Here is a 20340-nt window from a genome sequence, read left to right on the forward strand (position 1 = left end):
GTTCTGCGAGCCCCGCGGCACGAACGGACGGTGGCACAGTGAGCCTGGAGAGCCCGAACGAGGTGGTGACGAAGGCGCTGCTGCGGCTGGTGGACGTACCCGGCCTGGACCGGCCGGCCGCGCTGATCACCCTCGACAACGGCTTCGACCACAGGAAGCCGAACACCTTCGGCCCGACCGGGCTGGCCGGTCTGGACGCCGCGATCACCGACGCGCTCGCCGCCGAGCCGGCGTTCGTCGCGGTGACCGGCAAGCCGTACATCTTCAGTGTCGGTGCCGACCTGACCGGGCTGCCGCTGATCGCGGACCGGGACCAGGCGCTGGAGATCGGCCGGCTCGGTCACCGGGTCTTCGCCCGGCTGCGGGACAGCGCCGTGCCGACGTTCGCGTTTGTCAACGGCGCGGCGATGGGCGGCGGCCTGGAACTGGCGCTGCACTGCCACTACCGGACCCTCTCCGCCGGTGCGGCCGCGCTCGCCCTGCCCGAGGTGTTCCTCGGACTGGTCCCCGGCTGGGGCGGCACCCAACTGCTGCCGAACCTGATCGGGATCGCCGGGGCCGCCCAGGTGGTGATCCAGAACCCGCTCATGCAGAACAAGATGCTCAAGCCGAAGCAGGCCGCCGAACTGGGCATCGCCGACGCGCTCTTCGAGCCGGCGGACTTCCTGGAGCGCTCGCTGGAGTGGGCGGCCGGGGTGGTCCGGGGTGAGGTCGAGGTGACCCGGCCCGAGGTGGACCGGGAGATGTGGGACGGGGTGCTCTACTTCGCCCGCAAGCTGCTCGACGAGAAGCTGCACGGGGCGGTCCCGTCCGCGTACCGGGCGCTGGACCTGCTGGCCCTCGCGAAGGACGCCAATTTCGGCACCGGTACGGCGGCTGAGGACGAGGCACTGGCCGATCTGATCTTCAGTCCGGAGCTGCGCAGTGGTCTCTACTCGTTCGACCTGGTACAGCGGCGGGCCAAGCGGCCGGCCGGCGCGCCGGACAAGGCGTTGGCCCGCCCGGTGACCAAGGTCGGCGTGGTCGGGGCCGGTCTGATGGCCTCGCAGTTGGCGCTGCTCTTCGTCCGTCGGCTCCAGGTGCCGGTGGTGCTGACCGACCTGGACCAGGCCCGGGTGGACAAGGGCGTGGCGTACGTGCACGCCGAGATCGACAAGCTGGTCGGCAAGGGTCGGCTGGCCGAGGGCACCGCCGCCAAGCTGCGTGGCCTGGTCAGCGGCTCGGTCGACAAGGGCGTCTTCGCCGACGCCGACTTCGTGATCGAGGCGGTCTTCGAGGACCTGGCGGTGAAGAAGCAGGTCTGGGCGGAGCTGGAGAAGATCGTGCCCGCGGAGGCGGTGCTCGCCACCAACACCTCGTCGCTGTCGGTCACCGCGATGGCCGCCGACCTGGAGCACCCGGAGCGGGTGGTCGGTTTCCACTTCTTCAACCCGGTCGCGGTGCTGCCGCTGCTGGAGATCGTCCGGGGCGAGCGGACCGACGAGGCCACCCTGGCCACCGCGTTCGCGGTCGGCAAGGAGTTGCGGAAGTCCTGCGTACTGGTCGCCGACGCGCCGGCCTTCGTGGTGAACCGGCTGCTCACCCGCTTCCTCGGGGAGATCTTCGCCGCCGTGGACGCCGGCACCCCGCCGGAGGTCGCCGACACCGCGCTCGACCCGCTCGGCCTGCCGATGCGGCCGCTGGCGCTGCTGCAACTCGTCGGGCCGGCGGTGGCGTACCACGTCGGCGGCACGCTGCACGCCGCCTTCCCGGACCGGTTCGGGGTCAGCGAGAACCTGCGACTGATCGCCGAGTCCGGCCAGCCACTGCTGGTCGACGACCAGGTCAACCCCGAGGTGGCCAAGCTGCTGGCCGTCGGCGACACGCCGCTGACCGCCGAGCAGGTACGGCAACGCGCGCTGGACGCGCTCGCCGAGGAGGCGCGGCTCATGCTCGACGAGGGTGTGGTCGCCGAACCGCAGGACATCGACCTCTGCATGATCCTCGGTGCCGGCTGGCCGTTCCACCTCGGCGGGATCACCCCGTACCTGGACCGGACCGGCACCTCGGAGCGGGTCACCGGTCGCCGGTTCCTGCCGCCGGGGATCGCCACCCTGCCCGCCTGACGTTTCTCCTTCCCCCAACCCGGTCGCGGGGGTGTGGCCCCCCCCCCCCGGGCGCGGTGGTCAGGCCCCCGCCGGCGTGCGTCGCACACGCCGGACGGGGTGTCTGACCACCGCGATCGCGGGAACCCGCTGGACGGGGCCGGGGCCGACCCTCCACGGTGGACCGTATGGACATCGTGACGAGGCGTAACCGGGCCGCCTGGGAGCAGGCCTCGGAGAAGCACCACCGCGAGTACCCGGAGCTTCTGGCGCAGGCCCGGGCCGGCACCTCGCTCTTTCCCCGGGAACGCGAGCTGCTCGGCCCGCTGCTGCGGTCGGCACCGGTCGTCGTACATCCGCAGAGCGGGCACGGTCTCGACGACATCGCCCTGGTCCGGGCGGGGGCCCGGTCCGTCACCGGCATCGACTTCAGCGAGGTCGCGGTCGACGCGGCCCGGCGCCGCGCGGACGAGCTGGGTGCCGCCTGCCGGTACGTCCTCGCCGAGCTGCCCGGTGTGCCGCTGCGCGACGGCTGCGCCGACCTGGTCTACACCGGCAAGGGTGCGCTGATCTGGATGCCGGACCTGGCCGCCTGGGCACGGGACCTCGCCCGGCTGCTCCGTCCCGGAGGGCACCTCTTCGTCTACGAGTCGCATCCGGCGGTGCCGCTCTGGAGCTGGGACGAGGACCGGCCAAGGATCCGCCCGGACCGGGGCTACTTCGCCCGCTCGCACGTCAACGACACCTTTCCCGGCGGCGGCGCGACCGAGTGGCAGTGGACCCTCGGCGACGTGGTCAACGCGGTGGTCTCGGCCGGGCTGACGGTCCTGCACCTGGCCGAGTACGCCGAGCCCTACTGGCGACCGGACGACGTCTCGGCGGCGGCCTGGCGCGGACAGTTGCCGAACACGTTCACGCTGCTCGCTGGTGGACCGGAGAGGTCACGCGACGCCGCCGAGAACGCTGGCGCGGCGGTGGCTGGCTGAGCCGCACACACTGCAAACATTCTGCACACATCAACTGTTGCTTTTTGGGAAACCGCTTTCCTACGATTGCGTCTCATCAATGTTTCGTTCTGTGGTCAGGCGGGCTCATATCGAGCGACGCCACTACCGGCATGCCGGCGGTACGGCCACACCATTCGACAACGAAGGTGGGGCGAGATGAGACGACCAGTCGCGCTGCGGGTCCAGGCGGCACTGGCCACGGCGGCCACCGGAGCCGCGATCGCGGTGGCGCTGCCGTTAGTGGTCGCGGTGCCGACGTCACCGGCATCCGCGGCGGTCGGCGGCGTCACCGGGTACGCGACCCAGAACGGTGGGACCACCGGCGGCGCGGGCGGGCAAACCGTGCGGGCCACCACCGGAACCGCGATCCACACGGCGCTGTGCGGCCGGGCCAGCAGCAGCACCCCGATCATCATCGAGGTCTCGGGGACCATCAACCACGGCAACACCACGAAGGTGTCGGGCGACAGTTGCAACACCGCCGCCGACAGGATCGAGCTCAAGGAGATCAGCAACGTCACGATCATCGGGGTCGGCGGCGGGGCGGTCTTCGACCAACTGGGCATCCACATCCGCGATTCCAGCAACATCATCATCCAGAACGTGACCGTCCGGAACGTCAAGAAGTCGGGCTCACCCACGTCCAACGGCGGTGACGCCATCGGTATGGAGAGCACCGTCCGCAACGTCTGGGTCGACCACGTCACCCTGGAGGCGTCGGGCGGGGAGTCGGAGGGCTTCGACGGCCTCTTCGACCTGAAGGACAACGTCCAGTACGTCACCCTCTCGTACAGCACGCTGCGCAACTCCGGCCGGGGTGGCCTCGTCGGGTCGAGTGAGAGCGACCGCTCGAACGGCTTCATCACCTACCACCACAACCTGTACGAGAACATCGACTCCCGTACGCCGCTGCTGCGTGGCGGCATCGCGCACATCTACAACAACCACTACGTGAGCCTGCACGAGTCCGGCATCAACTCCCGGGCCGGCGCCCGGGCGAGAGTGGACAACAACTACTTCCGGAACTCGAAGGACGTGCTGGGCACCTTCTACACCTCCGAGGCCGGCTACTGGCAGGTCAGCGGCAACATCTTCGACAACGTGACCTGGTCCGCCCCCGGCGACGACACCAACCCCGCCGGCCCGAACCCGCAGTCCAACACCACGGTCAGCATCCCGTACTCGTACAGCCTCGACGGGGCGAGTTGCGTGCCGAGCATCGTCAGCCAGACGGCCGGCGCCAACAAGGGACTGCAGGTGTCGAACGGCAACTGCGTGCCGCAGAATCCGACGACCGGGCCGACCAGCCCGACACCCCGGCCGACCACGCCGAGCCCGACCAGCCCCACGCCGAGCCCGACCACGCCCAGCGGGACGAACCTCAGCCTCGGGGCCGGCGCCGACGGCTCCAGCAAGGCCAGCGGGACGAGTTACGGCAACGTGCGGGACGACGACATGGGCACCTACTGGTCACCGGCCGGTTCGACCGGTTACGTCTCGATCAAGTGGAACTCCGCCACCACGGTGTCCAGGATCAACATCAGGGAGGCGTCCGGCTCCACCGGCGGCATCGGGTCCTGGCGGGTCGTCAACGCCGACACCGGCGCCGTGCTGACCTCCGGCAGCGGGGCGGGTGTCATCACCTTCCCGTCGACCACACTACGCAAGATCACGTTTGACATCACCAGCTCCAACGGCGCCCCCCGACTCGCCGAGTTCGAGACGTACGCCGGGTAGTGACGTCGCGGTCCTACCGTCCGCCCGGGTGAGCCGGCCTGACCGGCCCACCCGGACGGACGCGGCCGGTCACCCGCCTCAGCACACAGCCAGGCTCGCCGCACCGCGCCAGGACGCCGCAGCCGCCAGGTCAGAGCGGTGGGCCGAGCTGAGGACCGGAAGGGACATCCGGGCTCAGGCGCGCAGCCTGGCCGCCCGGCGCTGGGCCTTCGACCGCCGCCCGGTGGCCGGCCGACCGGGGGCACCAGCACCGCCCACCTGGTGCTGCCGGGCCAGTTCGGCCTCCAACGCGTCCATCGCGGCGCGCAGCTCGCGCAGCCGGACCGCGAGATCGGCCGGCGGAGGCGGGGGCGGCGTCGCACGCGTCGGCACCACCGGGTCCGGCGGCGGCGGGAGGGCCGGCACGGCGGGCGCACCCGGCGTCGGGCGTTCCGCCTGGTGGGCCTCGTCCAGCGCCTTCAGCACGATGCCGACCAGCAGGTTCGTCAACAGGTACGACGCCACCACGATGTACGAGGCGTAGTAGAGGATGCTCCACTCCGAGACCAGCCGGCCGGCCTCCAGGGTGTCGGTGATGCCGTCCAGCGAGAGCAGCAGGAACAGGGTGAGCATCGCCTGGCCGACGGTGCCGTACCGCTCCGGGTAGGCGGCGCCGAAGGTCATCCAGCCCACCATCGCGTAGAGGTAGATGGTCAGCGTCGCGACCATCAGGAAACCGCCCAGCCCCGGCAGGCTGCGCAGCACACCGCCGATGATGACCCGCAGGCCGGGAAAGAGCCGGACCGCCCGGACGACACGGGCCAGCCGGAGCAGCCGCAGCAGGGTGACGTTCTCCCGGGCGCCGGGCACCAGCGAGGCGGCGACGATCACCAGATCGAAGACGTTCCAACCATCACGGAAGAACCGGCCGGGAGTCGTGAGCTGGGCGCCGAACCGCAGCACCAGCTCGACCGCGAACGCGGCGAAGCAGACGTACTCGACGGCCGACAGCGCGCCGCCGGCCCGGTCGACCACCCGGTCGTACGTCTCCAACCCGAGTACCACCGCGTTGACGATGATCAGGCCGAAGGAGGCGGTGTTGAACCAGTCCGCCTCGACGACCCGCGTACACCAGCCCGCCACCCGTGTCCCGACGGCAGCCGGAAGCTCCCTCACGCCGTTCTCTCCCCTGTGGACGACAACTGTCGGCGGCCAGCGTAGTTCGCGGCCCACGTCCGGGCGCCGGGGCGGGCACCGCCGGCGGGTCGGCGCTGGTACCCGGTAAGCCGCGACGCCCTCGGCCGGCGGAACGGCAGTGCCGGTGCGGGCGCCCGGTTGACCTCAAGCATGGTTGATGTTTCATCATGCAGGCATGGTGGAGGTCACGAGATCGGCAGCGCGGGTCACGGTCATCGGCACGGGAGCCATCGGCGGCGCGGTGGCCCGTCGGCTACTCGCCGACGGGCACGAGGTCGTGGTGTGGAACCGCACCGCCGGTCGTTCCGCCGCACTGGTCGCCGCGGGGGCCCGGCAGGCGGGGTCCGTCCGCGACGCGGCCCTGTCCAGCCCGCTCGTGCTGCTCACCCTCAAGGACTACGCGGCGGTCGGGCAGTGCCTGGCCCACCTCGACATCGACCTGGCCGGGCGGACGATCATCGTGCTGTGCACGGGCACCGCCGACGACGCGCGACTGACGGCCCGACGTGTCACGAGCCTGGGCGCGGAATATCTCGACGCGGGGATTCAGGCCTCCCCCGAGATGATCGGCACCGACGCCGCGACGATCGTCTACAGCGGCTCCCGGCCCGCCTACGAACGGCACCGGGCGACCCTCCGGCTGTTGAGCACGCCACGATTTGTCGGGGAGGCGCCGGAGGCGGCCGCCATCTGGGATCTCGCCCTCTTCGGACTCTGGTACGACGCCCAACTCGGCCTGCTGCGAGCCCTCGACACCGTACGGGGAGCCGGCATCGACGTCGCCGACTTCGCCCACCCGGCGGGCGCCCAGCTCGGTCACGTGGTCGCGGCGGTTTCCCGCACCGCCGCCGAGATGCACGACGCCAGCTACCCTCCCGGCCCCGCCGATCTCACCGAACACCTCACGGTGGTCCGCCACCTCATCGAGCTGCGGGCCGGCGGACGTCTCGGCGACGGAGGGCTGTCAGCCGTGGCGGCGCGCATCGAAGCGCTCGTCACGGACGGCCGCGGCGCCGAGGGACTGACCGCGACGATCGGGTAGGGCCCGGCGACCGGTTTCCCGGGCCGGGATCGCGGTGCGCCGGGAGGTTCACGGCGCCTCGGAGACAGGTGGGCCGGAGATCCCGAGGCGTGTAGGTGATCTGCACCTGGTAGGTCTCCTCGGCGGTGCCGAGTACCTGGAGTCGCCACGTACAGCCGGTCCCGTCCGATTTCGAGGCGTCGAAGACGTGACTGCCCGGGTCGTACGCCCGCCAGCCGCTGGAGCGGGCGAGGTCGGCGTAGAAGCGTGACACCTCGTCGGCGGCACCGGCACCGGTGACCGCACGGTCGATCATCCCGAGACTCGGGGTCTCCGGACCCTCCCAACCACAGCTGACGGTCTCGGCGGCAGCCGCCAGGTCGGCGCCGGGCGGCGCCTGGGTGAACACCGGCTCCTGACGCAGCGCGGCGACCGTCTCCGAATCCGGGTGGCAGTCGCGGGCGGAACCGATGTCCGAGACGACGTCGCCCAACCTGCCACAGCCGCCGAGCCCGATTCCTGCCAGCCCCAACACCATCGCCACGGCAGTACGGCCGACGACACCTGTCCGATCCACCGCACCCTACGCAACGCGCGATGACGTGGGTTGCTGCGGTCAGTCCGCGCTGCCGGGCGAGCCGGGCGACGGCCCCGGGGCCACCGACCAGTTCCTGGTGAAAATCCAGTCGAGGCCGTCCTCCCCCTGGGCGTCGAGGTACGGGGCGCGTCGCAGTCCGCAACGGACGGCGACCGTCGCGGAGGCGACATTGGCCGGCCGGACCCGGGCGATGATCGGCCGGCCACCCATCTCTGCGGTGGCCCAATCGACGACGGCGGTCGCCGCCTCGGTCGCCACCCCGTCGCCCCAGGCGGCCGGGTCCAGGCGGTAGAAGAGGTTGAGTACGTCCCGACCGGCCAGACGCATCAGCTTGAGCCCGCAGAAGCCGAGCACCGACTCCTCGTCGCCGGCCGCGCGCGGGTGGACCACCCAGTAGCCGAAGCCGTGGTCCTGCCAGTGCTGATGCCATCGGTGGAAGCGCTCCGCGGCGTCCCCACGGCTGACGAGCATGTCACCGGGGTTGTGCGCGCACGCCTTCGGGTCGTGGTGGATGCGGTAGATCGCGTCGATGTCGGCCGGGGTGGGACGTCGCAGGGACAACCGAGCGGTCAGCAGTTCTTCGTTGTCAAACCGATGACCCGCCATGGTCTTGATCCTTTCATGGCGGTACGGCCGCCCTCCGCGGACGCCGCGCCACGGTCCACGGGGGTCACCGGCCCTCGGCGGCCGGGCGTCGACCGTCCCGGATGCGCCGCTCGGCGAGGTGGCGGGCGGCGGCCGGGGTCGAGCCGGTCGCACGGGCCGTACCCAGGATGTCGGCGATGCCGCGTACGCACCTACGGTCAGCCGCCGGTGGCGGCACGTTCCTCCGCACTGCGTTCCACGCAGAATTCGTTGCCCTCCGGGTCGGCGAGCACCGCCCAACCCGTGCCGTCCGGGTTCCGCTCATCGGCGACCAGCGACGCGCCCAGACCCAGCAACCGCTCGATCTCCTCGTCACGGGTACGGTCGGTCGGCTGCAGATCCAGGTGCACCCTGTTCTTCGTCACCTTGGGCTCGGGGACGCGCTGGAAGAGCATGCCGCCCTCGATGATGTCCGCACCCGAGAGCAAGACGCACTCCGCCTCCCCCGGCCGGTTGTCCGGATGGTGACGCAGTCCGGTGGCCTCGGCCCAGAAGCTCGCCACCGTGAACGGGTCGGCACAGTCGACATCGATCCATCGCACTCTCGAAACCATGGGCCCAACCTTGCACATCGATCGAGCCCACATCCGGACCGGCTCACCCGCCGTCGCCCTCCGCGTCTCCGGTCGCTTCGACGCTGTCCGTGATCGGCGCCGGGACGCACCGTGGATGGCGGTGGAACCGGACGCTCCGCCGGTGAACATCGTCCTACCGGCCGATCAGCCGGGGCCGTAAGCTCCCCCAGAGCCGGCCGTGGGGATGACCGGCGGTGGGCCGGGATCGAGAGGACGTACGACAGGCAAGGAGCGACGAGTGCCCCTCCCACAGCTTCGCCGGGTCCGCTGGGCCGTCCGCGCCACCCTGACCCTCGGGGTGGCCGCCTCGGTGGTCGCCAACGTCCTGCACGCCCGGGACAACCCGATCAGCCAGCCGATCGCCGCGTGGCCGCCGCTGGCCCTGCTGCTCACCGTGGAACTGATCTCCCGGGTGCCGGTGCACCGCCGAGCGCTGGCGGTCGCCCGTTGGGTGGCCACCGCCACCATCGCCGGGATCGCCGCCTGGGTGTCGTACTGGCACATGGTCGGCGTGGCCGCCCGGTACGGCGAGACCGGCGCCTCGCCGTACCTCCTGCCGCTCTCCGTCGACGGCCTGATCGTGGTGGCCAGCATCTGCCTGGTCGAGTTGGGTGGCCGGATCTCCGCCGCGCAGGCCGAGCAGGCCCAGTCGACCGAGCAGGCCGCCCAAGCCGAGCAGGCCCAGTCGCCCGAGCAGGCCGACCTGGTCAGCCAGGCCGCACGGGCGCCCGAGGTGACCGGGTCGGAGGTGGCCCGGAGGACCACCCGGGCGACGCCCGTCGCGGCGTCAACCGCGACCGGCACGCCGGCACCACCCGCCGTGGCCATCGGCGCCGGCACCGGGGACACGACCGTCGTGGTCAGCTCCGAGAGGTCCGCACGACCGGTCGCCGCGCCGCCGAGGGCCGCGACCGGGGCGACCCAGAAGCGGCCCTCGGCCAGCGGCCGGTCGGCGAAACCGGCTGCCCGACCCCGTCGGCCGATCACCGAGACGGCGGCCCTGGCCGCCGAGATCCAGGCGAACCGGCCCGAGGCGAGCGACGCCGACGTGGCCCAGGAGTTGGGCATCACCACCGCCCGGCTCCGGGCGATCCGTCGTGAGGTCCGCGAACTGGAGCCGGTCGCCTGAGGGGATACGCAGGACGGGGCCGCCCCGGCTGCGCGAGCAGCACCGCGACCGAGATCTGCCGGCCCACTTCAAACGGTCACGCATTGGCCCGGCGGAGGCGTTCGGCTGCCTGCGCCCGCAGCGCATCGCCGCCCGCCGGGGCGCCGCCGCACAGTGCCATCTCCCGGGCGTTGTACGCCGCCATCCACAAGCTGGCCGCCCACGCGACCTCCAGCTCGACGGCCGTGAACAAGCGCCCTCGAATGTCTTGATAAGCCACCAGGAACGCCTCGGAGCTTTCGATCGGCGCCAGTGTCGGCGGCCCGGCACTGGCGAACGCCCCGCTCGCCGCTCCCACCAGCGCCGCCTCCGGTTGCCACGCCAGGCTGTCCCAGTCGTGCACCGCCCACACCTGCCCGCCCTGCCACCGCAGGTTCTGCGCCTCGAAGTCGGCGTGGCCGAGCACGCACGGCAAGCCGGCCGCCAGCAGCCGCCCCCGGGCCCGCTCAGCTGTCTCAACAAGGTGCTCGGGCACGACAGACGGGTCCCGGCTGTCGAGAAAGTCGATCGCCGGCCACACCCTGGAATCGAGGTGGTCCCAGCGCACCCAAGGCGGATTCGGCAGCGGCGGGGCGACGCTCACGCCGGCAAGTTCGCCCATCAGCCCGGCGAACACCTCCGCGCAGCGCACGGCTATGTCCGGCGAATTCCCGTGCAACACCTCGCCTCCGGGCCGGAATTCCTCGGCGTGCACGGCCAGTGCACCGACGCCGACCACCGGCGTGAGCGGCCGGGCACACGAAAAACCGCGCTCGGCCAGCCGGGCCTGCGCCGCGACACACGACGAGGCCCGGCCGTCGTCGGCGCGGGCCTTGACCACGACGTCCCTGCCGTCGGCCAGCCGCAGACCGAACACCAGCGAGACCTGTTGCGACTGGAACAGCACGCCGACGGGTTCGCCACCCAGATGGTCAAGACACCAGGCCGGTAACCAGTTCGGCAGCTCGTCCAACGGCACGCTCAGGACTGTGCCACAGGCACCGGACGCACCGGAGGCCAGGTCCGGGGCTACCCGGGCGAGCGAACCGAGACCTTTCCGCAGGCCGGGCGTCTATGCCTGGGGCGTCGCGGTGGGCGCACCTGCGGCCGGGGCCGCCGGTACGGTCGGGGTCACCGGTACGGTCGTCGCCGCCGGCACGGCGGTGACCGCCGCCGAGGCGGCGACCACCGGGGTGGCCTCGGCCGCCGGCAACGTCACCGTCACCTCCAGTCCGCCCCCGTCCTGGGCGATGGCGCTGACCGTGCCGCCGTGCGCGTCGCAGACGGCCCGGACGATCGACAGTCCCAGACCGGATCCCCGGGCGCCGGTCCGCTCCCGGCCGCCGCGCCGGAACGCCTCGAAGAGCCCCGGCACGTCCGCCTGCTCCACCTCGAAACCGGTGTTCCCGACCACCAGCCACGCCTGCTCGGCGTTCGAACCGGTCCGCACCCAGATCCGGCCGTTGAGATGGTTGTAGCGGACCGCGTTCTCGACGAGGTTGCCGGCCAGCCGTTCCAGCAGCCCCGGATCGCCGACGACCGGGGCCGGCGCCAACGCCGTGTCGATCGCGAGTCGCAGGCGGGTCGTCTCGGCCCGTACCGCCGACAGGGCCGCACTGGCTCCGGCCGCGAGATCGGTCGGCGCCTTGCGGGCCAGCCGGCGGCCGGACTGGGCCTCGCTGCGGGCCAGTACGAGCAGCGCGTCGACCAGGTTGTTGGCCCGTTCGGAGGCGTCCCGGACCACGGTCGCCATCCGGCGGTACTCCGCCACGTCCGCCTCGTCGTCGGCCATCGTCACGTCGATCTCGGTCCGCATCACCGCCAGCGGGGTACGCAACTCGTGCGAGGCGTTCGCGACGAACCGTTTCTGCGCCTCGAAGGCGTCACCGATCCGGTCCAGCATCGCGTCGAAGGTGGCCGCCAGCTCGGCCACCTCGTCGTCGGCGCCGGAATAACGGATCCGCTGGTCAAGGGTGGCTTCGCCGAGTCGACGCGCGGTCGAGGTGACCTGGTGCAGCGGACGCAGCGCCCGACCCGCCACCGCGTACGCCCCGGCGACGCCGACGATGCTGATCGCCAGCAACGCCACCAGCCCCTTGGCCAGCAGCTCCTGCGACTGCGCCTGGAGCAGTTGCTCCTGCCACAGGCGGGCGTCCAGCAGCCGCCCGTCGGTCAACTCCACGGTGGTGCCCGGTTTTAGCTGGTCGGTCGGGCGCAGCGCGTCGCCGACCAGCAGCCAGGCGAGCACCAGCAGGATCGCCCCGGCGCCGATCAGCAGTACGCCGTTGAGCAGGGTCAGCCGCAGCCGCAACGTCGGGCGGACCCGGGGGCGGCGACGGGTCAGATAGACGGTCACGAGTTCACCTGGCCGGGTAGATACGGGTCGGGCACCCGGTAGCCGGCGCCGACCACCGTCTCGATCAGCGGCGGATCGCCGAGTTTCTTCCGCAACGTCATCACGGTGACCCGGACCGTCGTGGTGAACGGGTCGGTGTTCGCGTCCCAGACCCGCTCCAGGAGCTCCTCGCTGGAGACCACCGCGCCCCGGGCCTTGAGCAGCTCCTCCAACACCCCGAACTCCTTACGGGTCAGGTCCACCACCGCGCCCCGGCGGGTGGCGACCCGCCGGGCCGGGTCGACCACCAGGTCGGCGACGCTGAGCACCGGCGGAGCCGCCGGGGTGGCCCGGCGGCCGAGCGCCTGCACCCGGGCGACCAGTTCGTCGAAGGCGAAGGGTTTCGGCAGGTAGTCGTCGGCGCCGAGCTGCAAGCCCTCCACCCGGTCCGCCACCGTGCCGCTCGCGGTCAGCATCAGCACCCGGGTCAGCGCCCCCGAGGTGACCAGGTCGGCGCAGATCTGGTCGCCGTGGATCCCCGGCAGGTCCCGGTCCAGCACCACCACGTCGTACCGGGTGACGAACGCCATCTCGTGCCCCGCCGACCCGTCGTAGGCGACGTCCACCGCCATCCCCTTGCGGCGCAGTCCACGGACGATCGCATCCGCCAGGTTGCGCTCGTCCTCCACCACCAGTACCCGCACCACGACCTCCCCGGACCGCCTGTTCACCGACAACCTATCGGCGGTGGACAAGCCCGCCGGGCAGCCTCACGGCCGAGTCGGCAGTGGCCACAGTCCGACGGAGGCGTCGACCCGCCGGCAGTACAGCCACCCCTCGGCCAACCCGCAGTCGTCGGAGATCCCGTGCAGTACGGTGAGCAGCCGTACCTGCCGGGACCTCGCGTCGATCTCCGCCACCCAGGTACGCCGGTCGGCGTCGATCCGTACCCCGATGAACCGGGGCGCCGCCCGCGCCTCGTCGAGGATCTGCCAGGCGCCCAGGTCGGCGACCGGGCGGCCGGTGGCGGCGTCGAGCACACTCAACGTCCCGGCCCGGTCGGGTTCCGACCGGGAGACGCCGAGCAGTTCCTCCCCGGCCCGGTGCAGGCCGTCCCACCGGTCGGACGTCCACCGGGTCCGACCGGTGGCGGTGTCCCAGACCCGTACCCCGCCGTGGCGTCCGTAACTGCACAGGTCCTCCCCGCAGGGGATCGGGCCGAACTCGCGGCTGTCGTCGACGGTCGCCGACCAGCGGCGGTCCAGCGCCGGCACCCCGTACGCGGTGATCGTCTCCGCGGCGCGGACCAGGAACAGCTCGCCGACGATCCCGCCGTGCCAGCGGGGATCGCGGCCGTCGCCGGGCGGCGGCAGCTCGATCGTCCGGATCAGGGCGGCGGTGCCGGTGTCGCGGGTCTCCACCCGGCCGGACGGTTCGACCACCACCACGCTCGGCGGCGCCGCACCACCGAGCCAGGGGTAGTGGCGGCGGACGCCGGCCGGGCCCGGCAGCGACCAGCGGACCGCTCCGGAGTGCGGGTCCACCGCGTGCAGGGTGGCGCCCGGCGGGTCGACCGACGATTCCGGTGGGCCGGCGAACAGCAGTTGGCCGGCCGGGTTGACCACCTCCAGGTACGCCTCCCGCGTCCACCGGACGACCCCGGTGTCGAGGTCCAGCGCCAGCACCCGGCCCGGATCGTCGGCCACCCGGTACGACCGCGTCGAGAGCACGAGTGTGGCGCCCAGCACCGTCGGCGTGTGGAGCTCGCCCGGTGGCAGCACGGTCCGCCAGCGGGGCACCAGCTCGGCCGGGGCGTCCCGGGCGTCGGTCGGGATCCGGTACGCGACGAGGTCCTGCCCGGCGGCGCCGGGCCCGAGCGGGTCGGAGACGAAGAGCCACTCGCCGACCGCGTACACGGCGGCGCCCAGCCGGGCCGGCACACTCAGCTCCGGCAGTGGTCGGGGCAGCGGATTCCCGGCGGTGACCAGGGTGAGCGCACCGGCCAGCACCGCGACGAGCCCGTACCGGAGGCTGTCCCGCCGTCCCTGGGCGGATCGACCGATGTCGCGGCCCGACCCGCCCCCGACCGCCCGGACCGGCCCGCCCGTCGACCCGGGACCGAGTTCACCCAGCTCGATCGTGGGCACTCCGTCTCCCTCCCGGGGCTCGCCCCGCACGGACACAACCACGGCGGGTGGCGGCAAATCGGGCACCCCGCCACCTGTACGATGGCGCCTCGTGGCAGCTCCGGTGGTGAAGAACTCAACGGATGCCGAGGCCGGCTCGACCGATGCCGGTCGATCCCGCCTCTGGCGCAGGTTCCGGTTTCCCGCGCGGGCCGACGTACTGGTCATCGGAGCGTACGTCCTCCTCGGTGTCTTCGTCTGCGCCAACTACTGGGCCGACATCAACCACCGGGTCTCGTCGCACCTGCCCACCGACCACAGCTGGTTCGAGTGGCTGCTCTCGCACGGCGCCTACTCGGTACGGCACCTGGAGAACCCGCTCTTCTCCGCCCGGCAGAACGCGCCGGACGGGGTCAACATGATGGCCAACACGTCGGTGCTCGGCATCAGCATCCCGCTGGCACCGCTCACCCTGCTGCTCGGCCCGCAGGTGACGTACGCGATCTACCTCGGCGGGGCGCTGGCCGCCACCGCCGCGACCTCGTACTGGATGCTCTCCCGCCACCTGGTCACCTCCCGGGCGGCGGCGTTCGCCGGCGGTGCCTTCCTCGGTTTCGCGCCCGGCATCATCCACCACGCCAACGGGCAGCCGAACTTCGTCTCCAACTTCCTGCTCCCGCTGATCGTGGTCCGGGTGCTGCGCCTCGGCGAGCCGGGCCGCTGGCTGCGCAACGGGATCGTGCTCGGCCTGCTGGTGGCGTACCAGATCTTCATCAACGAGGAGATGCTGCTGCTCACCGCGCTGGCCTGTGCGGTGATCATGGTGTTGCTCGCGGTCTTCCGCTGGTCGGAGACCCGGGCCCGGCTCTGGACCTTCCTGCGCGCGCTCGGCGTCGGCGGCGGCCTGGCCCTGCTGCTCGCCGGCTACCCGATCTGGTACCAGTTCAACGGGCCGCAGTCCTACCGGGGGCTGCAGGGCGGCGTCTTCCACAACTGGGGCGAGGACCTGAAGGCGTTCGTCACCTTCCCCCGGGACAGCCTCGGCGGCATCCCCGAGGTGGAGAAGACCATCGGGTTGACCGAGCAGAACACCTGGCTCGGCTGGCCGCTGGTCGGGCTGGCCGTGCTGGTCGCCGTCCTGCTCTGGCGGACCTCGGTGACGGCCCGGATCGCCAGCCTGGTCGCCGCCGGCTTCGCCGTCGCCTCGGTCGGCCGGCAGGTCCGGTACAACGGGGAGCTGACCGAGTTCGAGGGTCCCTGGAAGCTGCTGCCGGAGAACCTGCCGCTGGTCGAGATGATGATGCCGACCCGGCTGAGTCTGGTCACCGTCGGCGCGATCGGCGTCCTCGTCGCGCTCGCCTGGGACGAGATCGCCAAGGTCGAGATACGCCCGGCCCGGGTGAAGGTCCTGGCGTACGCGGCGGTGGCGCTCGCCCTGCTGCCGATCTTCCCCCGCCCGCTGCCGGCCCAGCACGTCGACCCGCCACCGCACTTCATCACCTCCGGCGCCTGGCGGCCGTACGTCCCGGCGGGGCGCACCCTCGTGCCGGTGCCGGTGCCGAGCAACGTGCACGGGCTCTCCACGCTGCGCTGGAGCGCGCTGACCGAGCAGGAGTTCCCGATCCCGGCCGGCTACTTCATCGGCCCGGACGCGGAGGGCTTCGGGGTCTTCGGCGCCCCGACCCGACCGACCAGCATGCTGATCTACGGCACCATGGACCGGGGCGCGGCACCGGCGATCACCGAGGAGAACCGGCGTCAGGCGGTCGAGGACCTGAAGTTCTGGCGGGCCTCGGTGGTGGTGCTCGGCGACCACCCGTCCGCCCCCGCGCTGCACGTCCTGCTCGCCGGGCTGCTCGGCCCCGGGCAGCGGGTCGACGACGTCTGGCTCTGGGACGTCCGCCCCCTGGTCGGCTGAGGTGTTAGGAAGGGCCCCTTCCTAACGTTTTCTGTATAGGAAGGGGCCCTTCCTAACACCCGGAGCGGTGTCAGCCGTCGACCAGCGGCCGGACGTCCCAGACCCAGGCCCCGGAGATCTCCCGGCCCGGACCGAGGAGCTTGTCCAGGGTCTCCTTCACCGGCGCGCCCCGGTGCAGGCCACCCTGCACCACGATCGCCGCCCGCCAGTGCCGCAGGTCCTCGACCGCCTGACGTCGTTCCGGGTCGCCGATCACCGGCACCTCGCCGGTGAAAGCCACCCGGTCCAGCAGTACGGCGGTGGGCCGGTCCGGCGAACCCCAGCGGCCCTGCGGATCGTCCGGGCCGGTGGGGCCGATGAAGTATCCGCCGGGGGCGGTGAACGCCAGCCCGGTCCGGGCCGACCAGTACATCCCGGCCGTCGCCTCACCGCCGGTGGTCGGCGGCACCGGCACCAGGGTGCGCCCCGGCGGGACGTACGCCCGCCACTGGCCGCTCGCGACGAACTCCGGCACCGGCCAGACCGGCTTGGTCCGCAGCGGCGCCGGCACCAGCGGCAGCAGGGCGGCGACCACCGCACCGGTCCAGAGCAACCGGACCGGTGTCCGCTCCCGCGCGGGCGGCACCCCGCCGGCCGCAGGACCCGACCCGACCGGCGCCTCGGCACCGGCCACCGGATCCGACCCGACCGAAGCCTCCGAACCGGCCGCGGAACCCGAACCGACCGGCGCCTCGGCACCGGCCACCGAATCCGGTCGGGCCGCAGTGCCCGATCGGGCCGGCCGCAGGTGGACCTCGCCGAGGGAGATCGCCAGCAGGATGCCGATGACCGGTACACAGATCAGCGGGAACCGGGCCGGCACCGCCAGGTCGATCAGGGGCAGTTCGGCGACCAGCCGGTACGGTCCCGGTACGTCGATCAGCTGCCCGCCGAGCCGGACGTCCCGGCCCAGTGCCAGGGTGGCGAAGACCACCGCGCAGAGCGCCAGCGCCCTGACCAGGGGTCGACGCCACTGCCAGATCACGATCACCACGCAGAGCACGATCAGGGGAAGCCCGAAGAAGGAGTTCTCCTCGGTCGGGTTCGGCGAGAGCAGACCGGGGACCGAGTCGAAGCCGGTGATCGACTGTCGGGCGGAGGCGGTGAACGATTCCAGGTCCAGGGCGTACCCGGCGGGGTCGAAGGGCAGCCCCCGGTAGTGCCCGGGTCCGAAGAACTGGAACCAGAGCGGGTACGCCAGCAGGACCGTCCCGGTCAGCGCGCCCACACCGAGCCGTCCGAGGAAGGCCGGCGCCACCCGGCGTACGTCCCGGGGGGCCGCCACCAGGTGGCCGAGGGTGAACAGTCCACAGGCGAGGACGAGGAAGACCAGCACCTCCTCCCCGAGGAAGACCTGGTACGTCACCAGCAGGCCGAGCAGGACGCCGTGCCGGACCACCCGGTCGGTGCGGGGGGTGAAGACCACCGCGAGGATCGCCGGCACCAGGAACTGGGCGATCATGTGCAGGTGCCCGGTGGCCTGCGAGATCATCCCGGGGGCGAATCCGCAGAAGAGGCCGCCGACGAGGGCGCCGACCCGGCCGGTGCGCAGCCGTCGGGAGAGGAACAGGTACCAGGCGGTGGCGGTGCCGGCCAGCGAGAGCACGACGGCGAGCAGGTACGTCGTCTGCGAGCCGAACAGCACCGTCACCGGGGTCAGCGGCACCCCGATCCCCAGCACCGAGGTGTTCGCCATCAGGTTGACCCCGTCCGGCGCGTTCAGGGCGGTGCTGTAGAGCGGATTTTCCAGCTCGGTGACCGCGTGTGCGGCCCGGGCGAGCATCCACTCGAAGAGCATCATGTCGTTGTCGGCGTACGTCATCCGGTCCCGGTGCAGCCACAGCTCGGCGGTGACGTAGCCCGCGACGGCGAGGTAGAGCAGGGCGACCGCCGCGTCCAGCAGCGGCGCACGCCGCCACCGGGTCCGGTCGACCAGCCGGAGGCGGCGCAACCGGTCACCCGGAGCCTGGAGCCGGTCCGCGCGGGGCCGGTCGGCGCGGTCACGGATGCCGTCGGGCGGCCCGGACGTCCCGCCGGTCTCCGGGACGTCGGTCGGGACCACGGTCCCCGACGCGGTCCCGTCGGGTCGGCGCGGCCCGCTCACCCGACGGTACGGCTGGTCAGGGGCCGTACGTCCCACACCCACACGTCGTCGACCCGCTGCGCCGGACCGGCGAGCTGGTCGACCGTACGGCGCAGCGCCTCGACGTTGGTCTGCCGGGCCGGCAGCACCAGGATCGCGGCCCGCCACTGGCGCAGTTCGTCCAGGCTCCGGCGGCGCTGCCGGTCGGTCAGGGTCGCCGGCCGGCCGGTGGTCGACACCCGGTCGAGCATGGCGCTCAGTCCGCTGGGCCGGCCACCGAACCGGCCCGCGTCACCGGTGTTGCCGTTGCGCGGCGCCAGGAAGTACCCGCCCGGAATCTTGAAGTCCAGGTTGGTGTAGGCCGCCCAGCGCATGCCGTTGGTGTGTCCCATCGCCGGGATCGGCACCGGCACCAGCGTCTGGTCGGTGCCGACGTACGGCCGCCACTGCCCGGAGGTGATGAAGTCCGGCACGGGTGGCCGGCTGACCTCCCGCAACGGCAGCGGCAGGATCGGCAGCAGCGCGATGACCAGCGCGGTCACCACCACGGTCCGGACGGTACGGCGGTCGGCGCGCTGCATCGCCCAGGCCCGGTCGGTGGCCAGGGCGAGCAGCAGTCCGATCACGACCGAGGTGATCAGGCCGAACCGGGTCGGGACGACGGCGTCGAGCAGCGGTGCCTTGACCAGCACGTCCCACGGCCCCCAGTAGGCGCCCCGGTTCCACCAGGAGATCCGCTCGCCGAGGGAGAGGATCGCGAAGATCAGACCGGTGGCGGCGAGCGCCCGGATGAGCACCTCCCGGCGGAGCCAGACCACCACCGCCACGGTCAGCAGCGCCAGGCTCCAGCCGAAGAACGCGTTCTCCTCGGAGTAGTTCGGGGCGAGATCCAGGTTGGCCCGCTGGTCGCCGCCGAGGGTGGTGGAACCGGGCGCGAAGAAGGCGGCGATGTCGTTGCCGTAGTCCCGGACCGCGTCGCTGAGCCCGTGGTACGCCTGTTTCCCGGCGAACTGCACGTAGAGCGGGTACGCCAGCAGCGCCCCGGCGAGTACGGCGCAGACCGCCAGTCCACCGAGGAGCGGCCGCCACGCCGCCCGCCACCGGCCCGGCTGCTGCACGACCACACCGATCAGGAAGACGCCGCAGGCCAACGCGGTGAAGAGCAGAATCTCCTCGTTGATGAACGCCTGGTACGTCACCAGCAGCGCCAGGATCACCCCGTCCCGGACCACGCGGGTGGAGCGGGTCAGCACCATGACCCGCCAGACGATGAACGGCAGCAGGAACTGGGAGATGATGTTGGGGTGCCAGTTGGCGTGCGAGAGCATCGCCGGGGAGAAGCCGCAGAACCAGCCGCCGACGATCGCCGCGATCGGCGCCCGGACCAGGTGGCGGGAGATGACGTAGTACCAGGCGGAGGCGGTGCCGGCGAGGCCGAGCGTCACCAGCACCACGAACGAGACGGCCGGCCCGAACAGCAGGGTCACCGGGATCATGGGGATGCCCAGCCCCAGGATCGCCGTGTTGGCCATCAGGTTGACGCCGTCAGGATAGTTCAGCCGGTCGGTGAAGAACGGGTATTCGCCGTGCAACACGACCCGGACCGAGTGCGCGAGGAAGTACTGCACCTGGGCCGGGTCGCTGCTGTAGAGCGCGGCCACCCGGCCGGCCGGGTCGAGCCAGATCTGACTGGTCACCCAGAGCGCGGCGACCAGGAAGGCGCCGTACACCGCCAGGTCGCGCCGCCAGGTGGGCCAGCGGGGCGGTCGGTCCGTACCGCTGCCGGTGTTCCGGTCCGGCGTGCCCGGCTCCTCGCCGGAGCGGGCCGGCACCGGATCGGTCGGGGCGT

At 72.1% G+C, this 20340-nt stretch carries 15 protein-coding genes and 1 pseudogene; 6 read left to right on the forward strand and 10 right to left on the reverse strand.

Features of this window, described 5'->3' with window-relative positions:
* Positions 1-38: 38 nt before the first annotated feature.
* From V1633_RS31130 to V1633_RS31140, 3 genes are all read left to right on the forward strand, one after another.
* Entirely contained in the window at positions 39-2105 is a 2067-nt protein-coding gene (locus tag V1633_RS31130) for a 3-hydroxyacyl-CoA dehydrogenase NAD-binding domain-containing protein (protein WP_331217880.1), read from the forward strand.
* A 167-nt stretch (positions 2106-2272) separates the two neighbouring features.
* Entirely contained in the window at positions 2273-3070 is a 798-nt protein-coding gene (locus V1633_RS31135) for a class I SAM-dependent methyltransferase (RefSeq protein ID WP_331217881.1), read from the forward strand.
* 177 nt (positions 3071-3247) lie between these two features.
* The gene (locus V1633_RS31140) at positions 3248-4828 is read left to right on the forward strand and encodes a pectate lyase family protein (protein WP_331217882.1); all 1581 of its coding nucleotides are present in this window, start codon (positions 3248-3250) and stop codon (positions 4826-4828) included.
* A 174-nt stretch (positions 4829-5002) separates the two neighbouring features.
* Here the strand turns inward: V1633_RS31140 and V1633_RS31145 are convergent, their stop codons facing one another.
* Entirely contained in the window at positions 5003-5983 is a 981-nt protein-coding gene (locus V1633_RS31145) for an ion transporter (protein ID WP_331217883.1), read from the reverse strand.
* Between the two features lie 196 nt (positions 5984-6179).
* Here V1633_RS31145 and V1633_RS31150 point away from each other — a divergent pair, with 196 nt between their 5' ends.
* Positions 6180-7046, forward strand: coding sequence for an NAD(P)-dependent oxidoreductase (locus V1633_RS31150; RefSeq protein ID WP_331217884.1), 867 nt, complete (start codon positions 6180-6182; stop codon positions 7044-7046).
* Here the strand turns inward: V1633_RS31150 and V1633_RS31155 are convergent.
* The 3 genes from V1633_RS31155 to V1633_RS31165 form a co-directional block, all read right to left on the reverse strand.
* Positions 7000-7569, reverse strand: coding sequence for a hypothetical protein (locus V1633_RS31155; RefSeq protein ID WP_331217885.1), 570 nt, complete (start codon positions 7567-7569; stop codon positions 7000-7002). The genes V1633_RS31150 and V1633_RS31155 overlap by 47 nt on opposite strands.
* Before the next feature lie 72 nt (positions 7570-7641).
* Positions 7642-8229, reverse strand: coding sequence for a GNAT family N-acetyltransferase (locus V1633_RS31160; RefSeq protein ID WP_331217886.1), 588 nt, complete (start codon positions 8227-8229; stop codon positions 7642-7644).
* 197 nt (positions 8230-8426) lie between these two features.
* A complete protein-coding gene (locus V1633_RS31165; protein WP_331217887.1) occupies positions 8427-8822 on the reverse strand; it encodes a VOC family protein in 396 nt (131 codons plus the stop codon).
* A 259-nt stretch (positions 8823-9081) separates the two neighbouring features.
* On the opposite strand from V1633_RS31165, the gene V1633_RS31170 reads away from it, so the two are divergent.
* Positions 9082-9972 carry a DUF2637 domain-containing protein gene (locus V1633_RS31170; RefSeq protein WP_331217888.1) on the forward strand — a complete coding sequence of 297 codons (891 nt, stop codon included), beginning with the start codon at positions 9082-9084 and terminating at the stop codon, positions 9970-9972.
* Between the two features lie 76 nt (positions 9973-10048).
* On the opposite strand, the gene V1633_RS31175 is transcribed toward V1633_RS31170, so the two are convergent.
* The 4 genes and pseudogenes from V1633_RS31175 to V1633_RS31190 all read right to left on the reverse strand — a co-directional run bounded on the left by V1633_RS31175 (position 10049) and on the right by V1633_RS31190 (position 14472).
* Positions 10049-10969 (reverse strand): phosphotransferase, encoded by a 921-nt coding sequence (locus tag V1633_RS31175; RefSeq protein ID WP_331217889.1) that lies wholly within the window; start codon positions 10967-10969, stop codon positions 10049-10051.
* 219 nt (positions 10970-11188) lie between these two features.
* A pseudogene (locus tag V1633_RS31180) lies at positions 11189-12334 on the reverse strand (sensor histidine kinase); the annotation flags it as partial.
* Between the two features lie 8 nt (positions 12335-12342).
* Positions 12343-13029, reverse strand: a complete 687-nt coding sequence (locus V1633_RS31185; protein WP_331217967.1) for a response regulator transcription factor — start codon at positions 13027-13029, stop codon at positions 12343-12345.
* Between the two features lie 66 nt (positions 13030-13095).
* Positions 13096-14472 (reverse strand): outer membrane protein assembly factor BamB family protein, encoded by a 1377-nt coding sequence (locus tag V1633_RS31190; protein ID WP_331217890.1) that lies wholly within the window; start codon positions 14470-14472, stop codon positions 13096-13098.
* A gap of 91 nt (positions 14473-14563) precedes the next feature.
* Here V1633_RS31190 and V1633_RS31195 point away from each other — a divergent pair, with 91 nt between their 5' ends.
* Complete coding sequence (locus tag V1633_RS31195) at positions 14564-16369, forward strand: hypothetical protein (protein ID WP_407952135.1); 1806 nt, start codon at positions 14564-14566, stop codon at positions 16367-16369.
* 70 nt (positions 16370-16439) lie between these two features.
* On the opposite strand, the gene V1633_RS31200 is transcribed toward V1633_RS31195, so the two are convergent.
* Both V1633_RS31200 and V1633_RS31205 read right to left on the reverse strand, forming a co-directional pair.
* A complete protein-coding gene (locus tag V1633_RS31200) occupies positions 16440-18512 on the reverse strand; it encodes a hypothetical protein (protein WP_331217891.1) in 2073 nt (690 codons plus the stop codon).
* On the reverse strand, positions 18509-20323 hold the full coding sequence (locus V1633_RS31205; RefSeq protein WP_407952138.1) for a hypothetical protein: 1815 nt from the start codon (positions 20321-20323) through the stop codon (positions 18509-18511). The genes V1633_RS31200 and V1633_RS31205 overlap by 4 nt, the downstream gene beginning before the upstream one ends.
* Positions 20324-20340 lie beyond the last annotated feature (17 nt).

It is taken from the genome of Plantactinospora sonchi (assembly GCF_036422035.1).
Taxonomy (GTDB): Bacteria; Actinomycetota; Actinomycetes; order Mycobacteriales; family Micromonosporaceae; genus Plantactinospora; species Plantactinospora sonchi.

What these genes read in the sequence shown, in the direction of transcription:
- V1633_RS31135 (WP_331217881.1), top strand. Translation starts at nt 2,273, where the DNA reads ATGGACATCGTGACGAGGCGTAACCGGGCCGCCTGGGAGCAGGCCTCG.
- V1633_RS31140 (WP_331217882.1), top strand. Translation starts at nt 3,248, where the DNA reads ATGAGACGACCAGTCGCGCTGCGGGTCCAGGCGGCACTGGCCACGGCG.
- V1633_RS31150 (WP_331217884.1), top strand. Translation starts at nt 6,180, where the DNA reads ATGGTGGAGGTCACGAGATCGGCAGCGCGGGTCACGGTCATCGGCACG.
- V1633_RS31160 (WP_331217886.1), bottom strand. Translation starts at nt 8,229, where the DNA reads ATGGCGGGTCATCGGTTTGACAACGAAGAACTGCTGACCGCTCGGTTG.
- V1633_RS31165 (WP_331217887.1), bottom strand. Translation starts at nt 8,822, where the DNA reads ATGGTTTCGAGAGTGCGATGGATCGATGTCGACTGTGCCGACCCGTTC.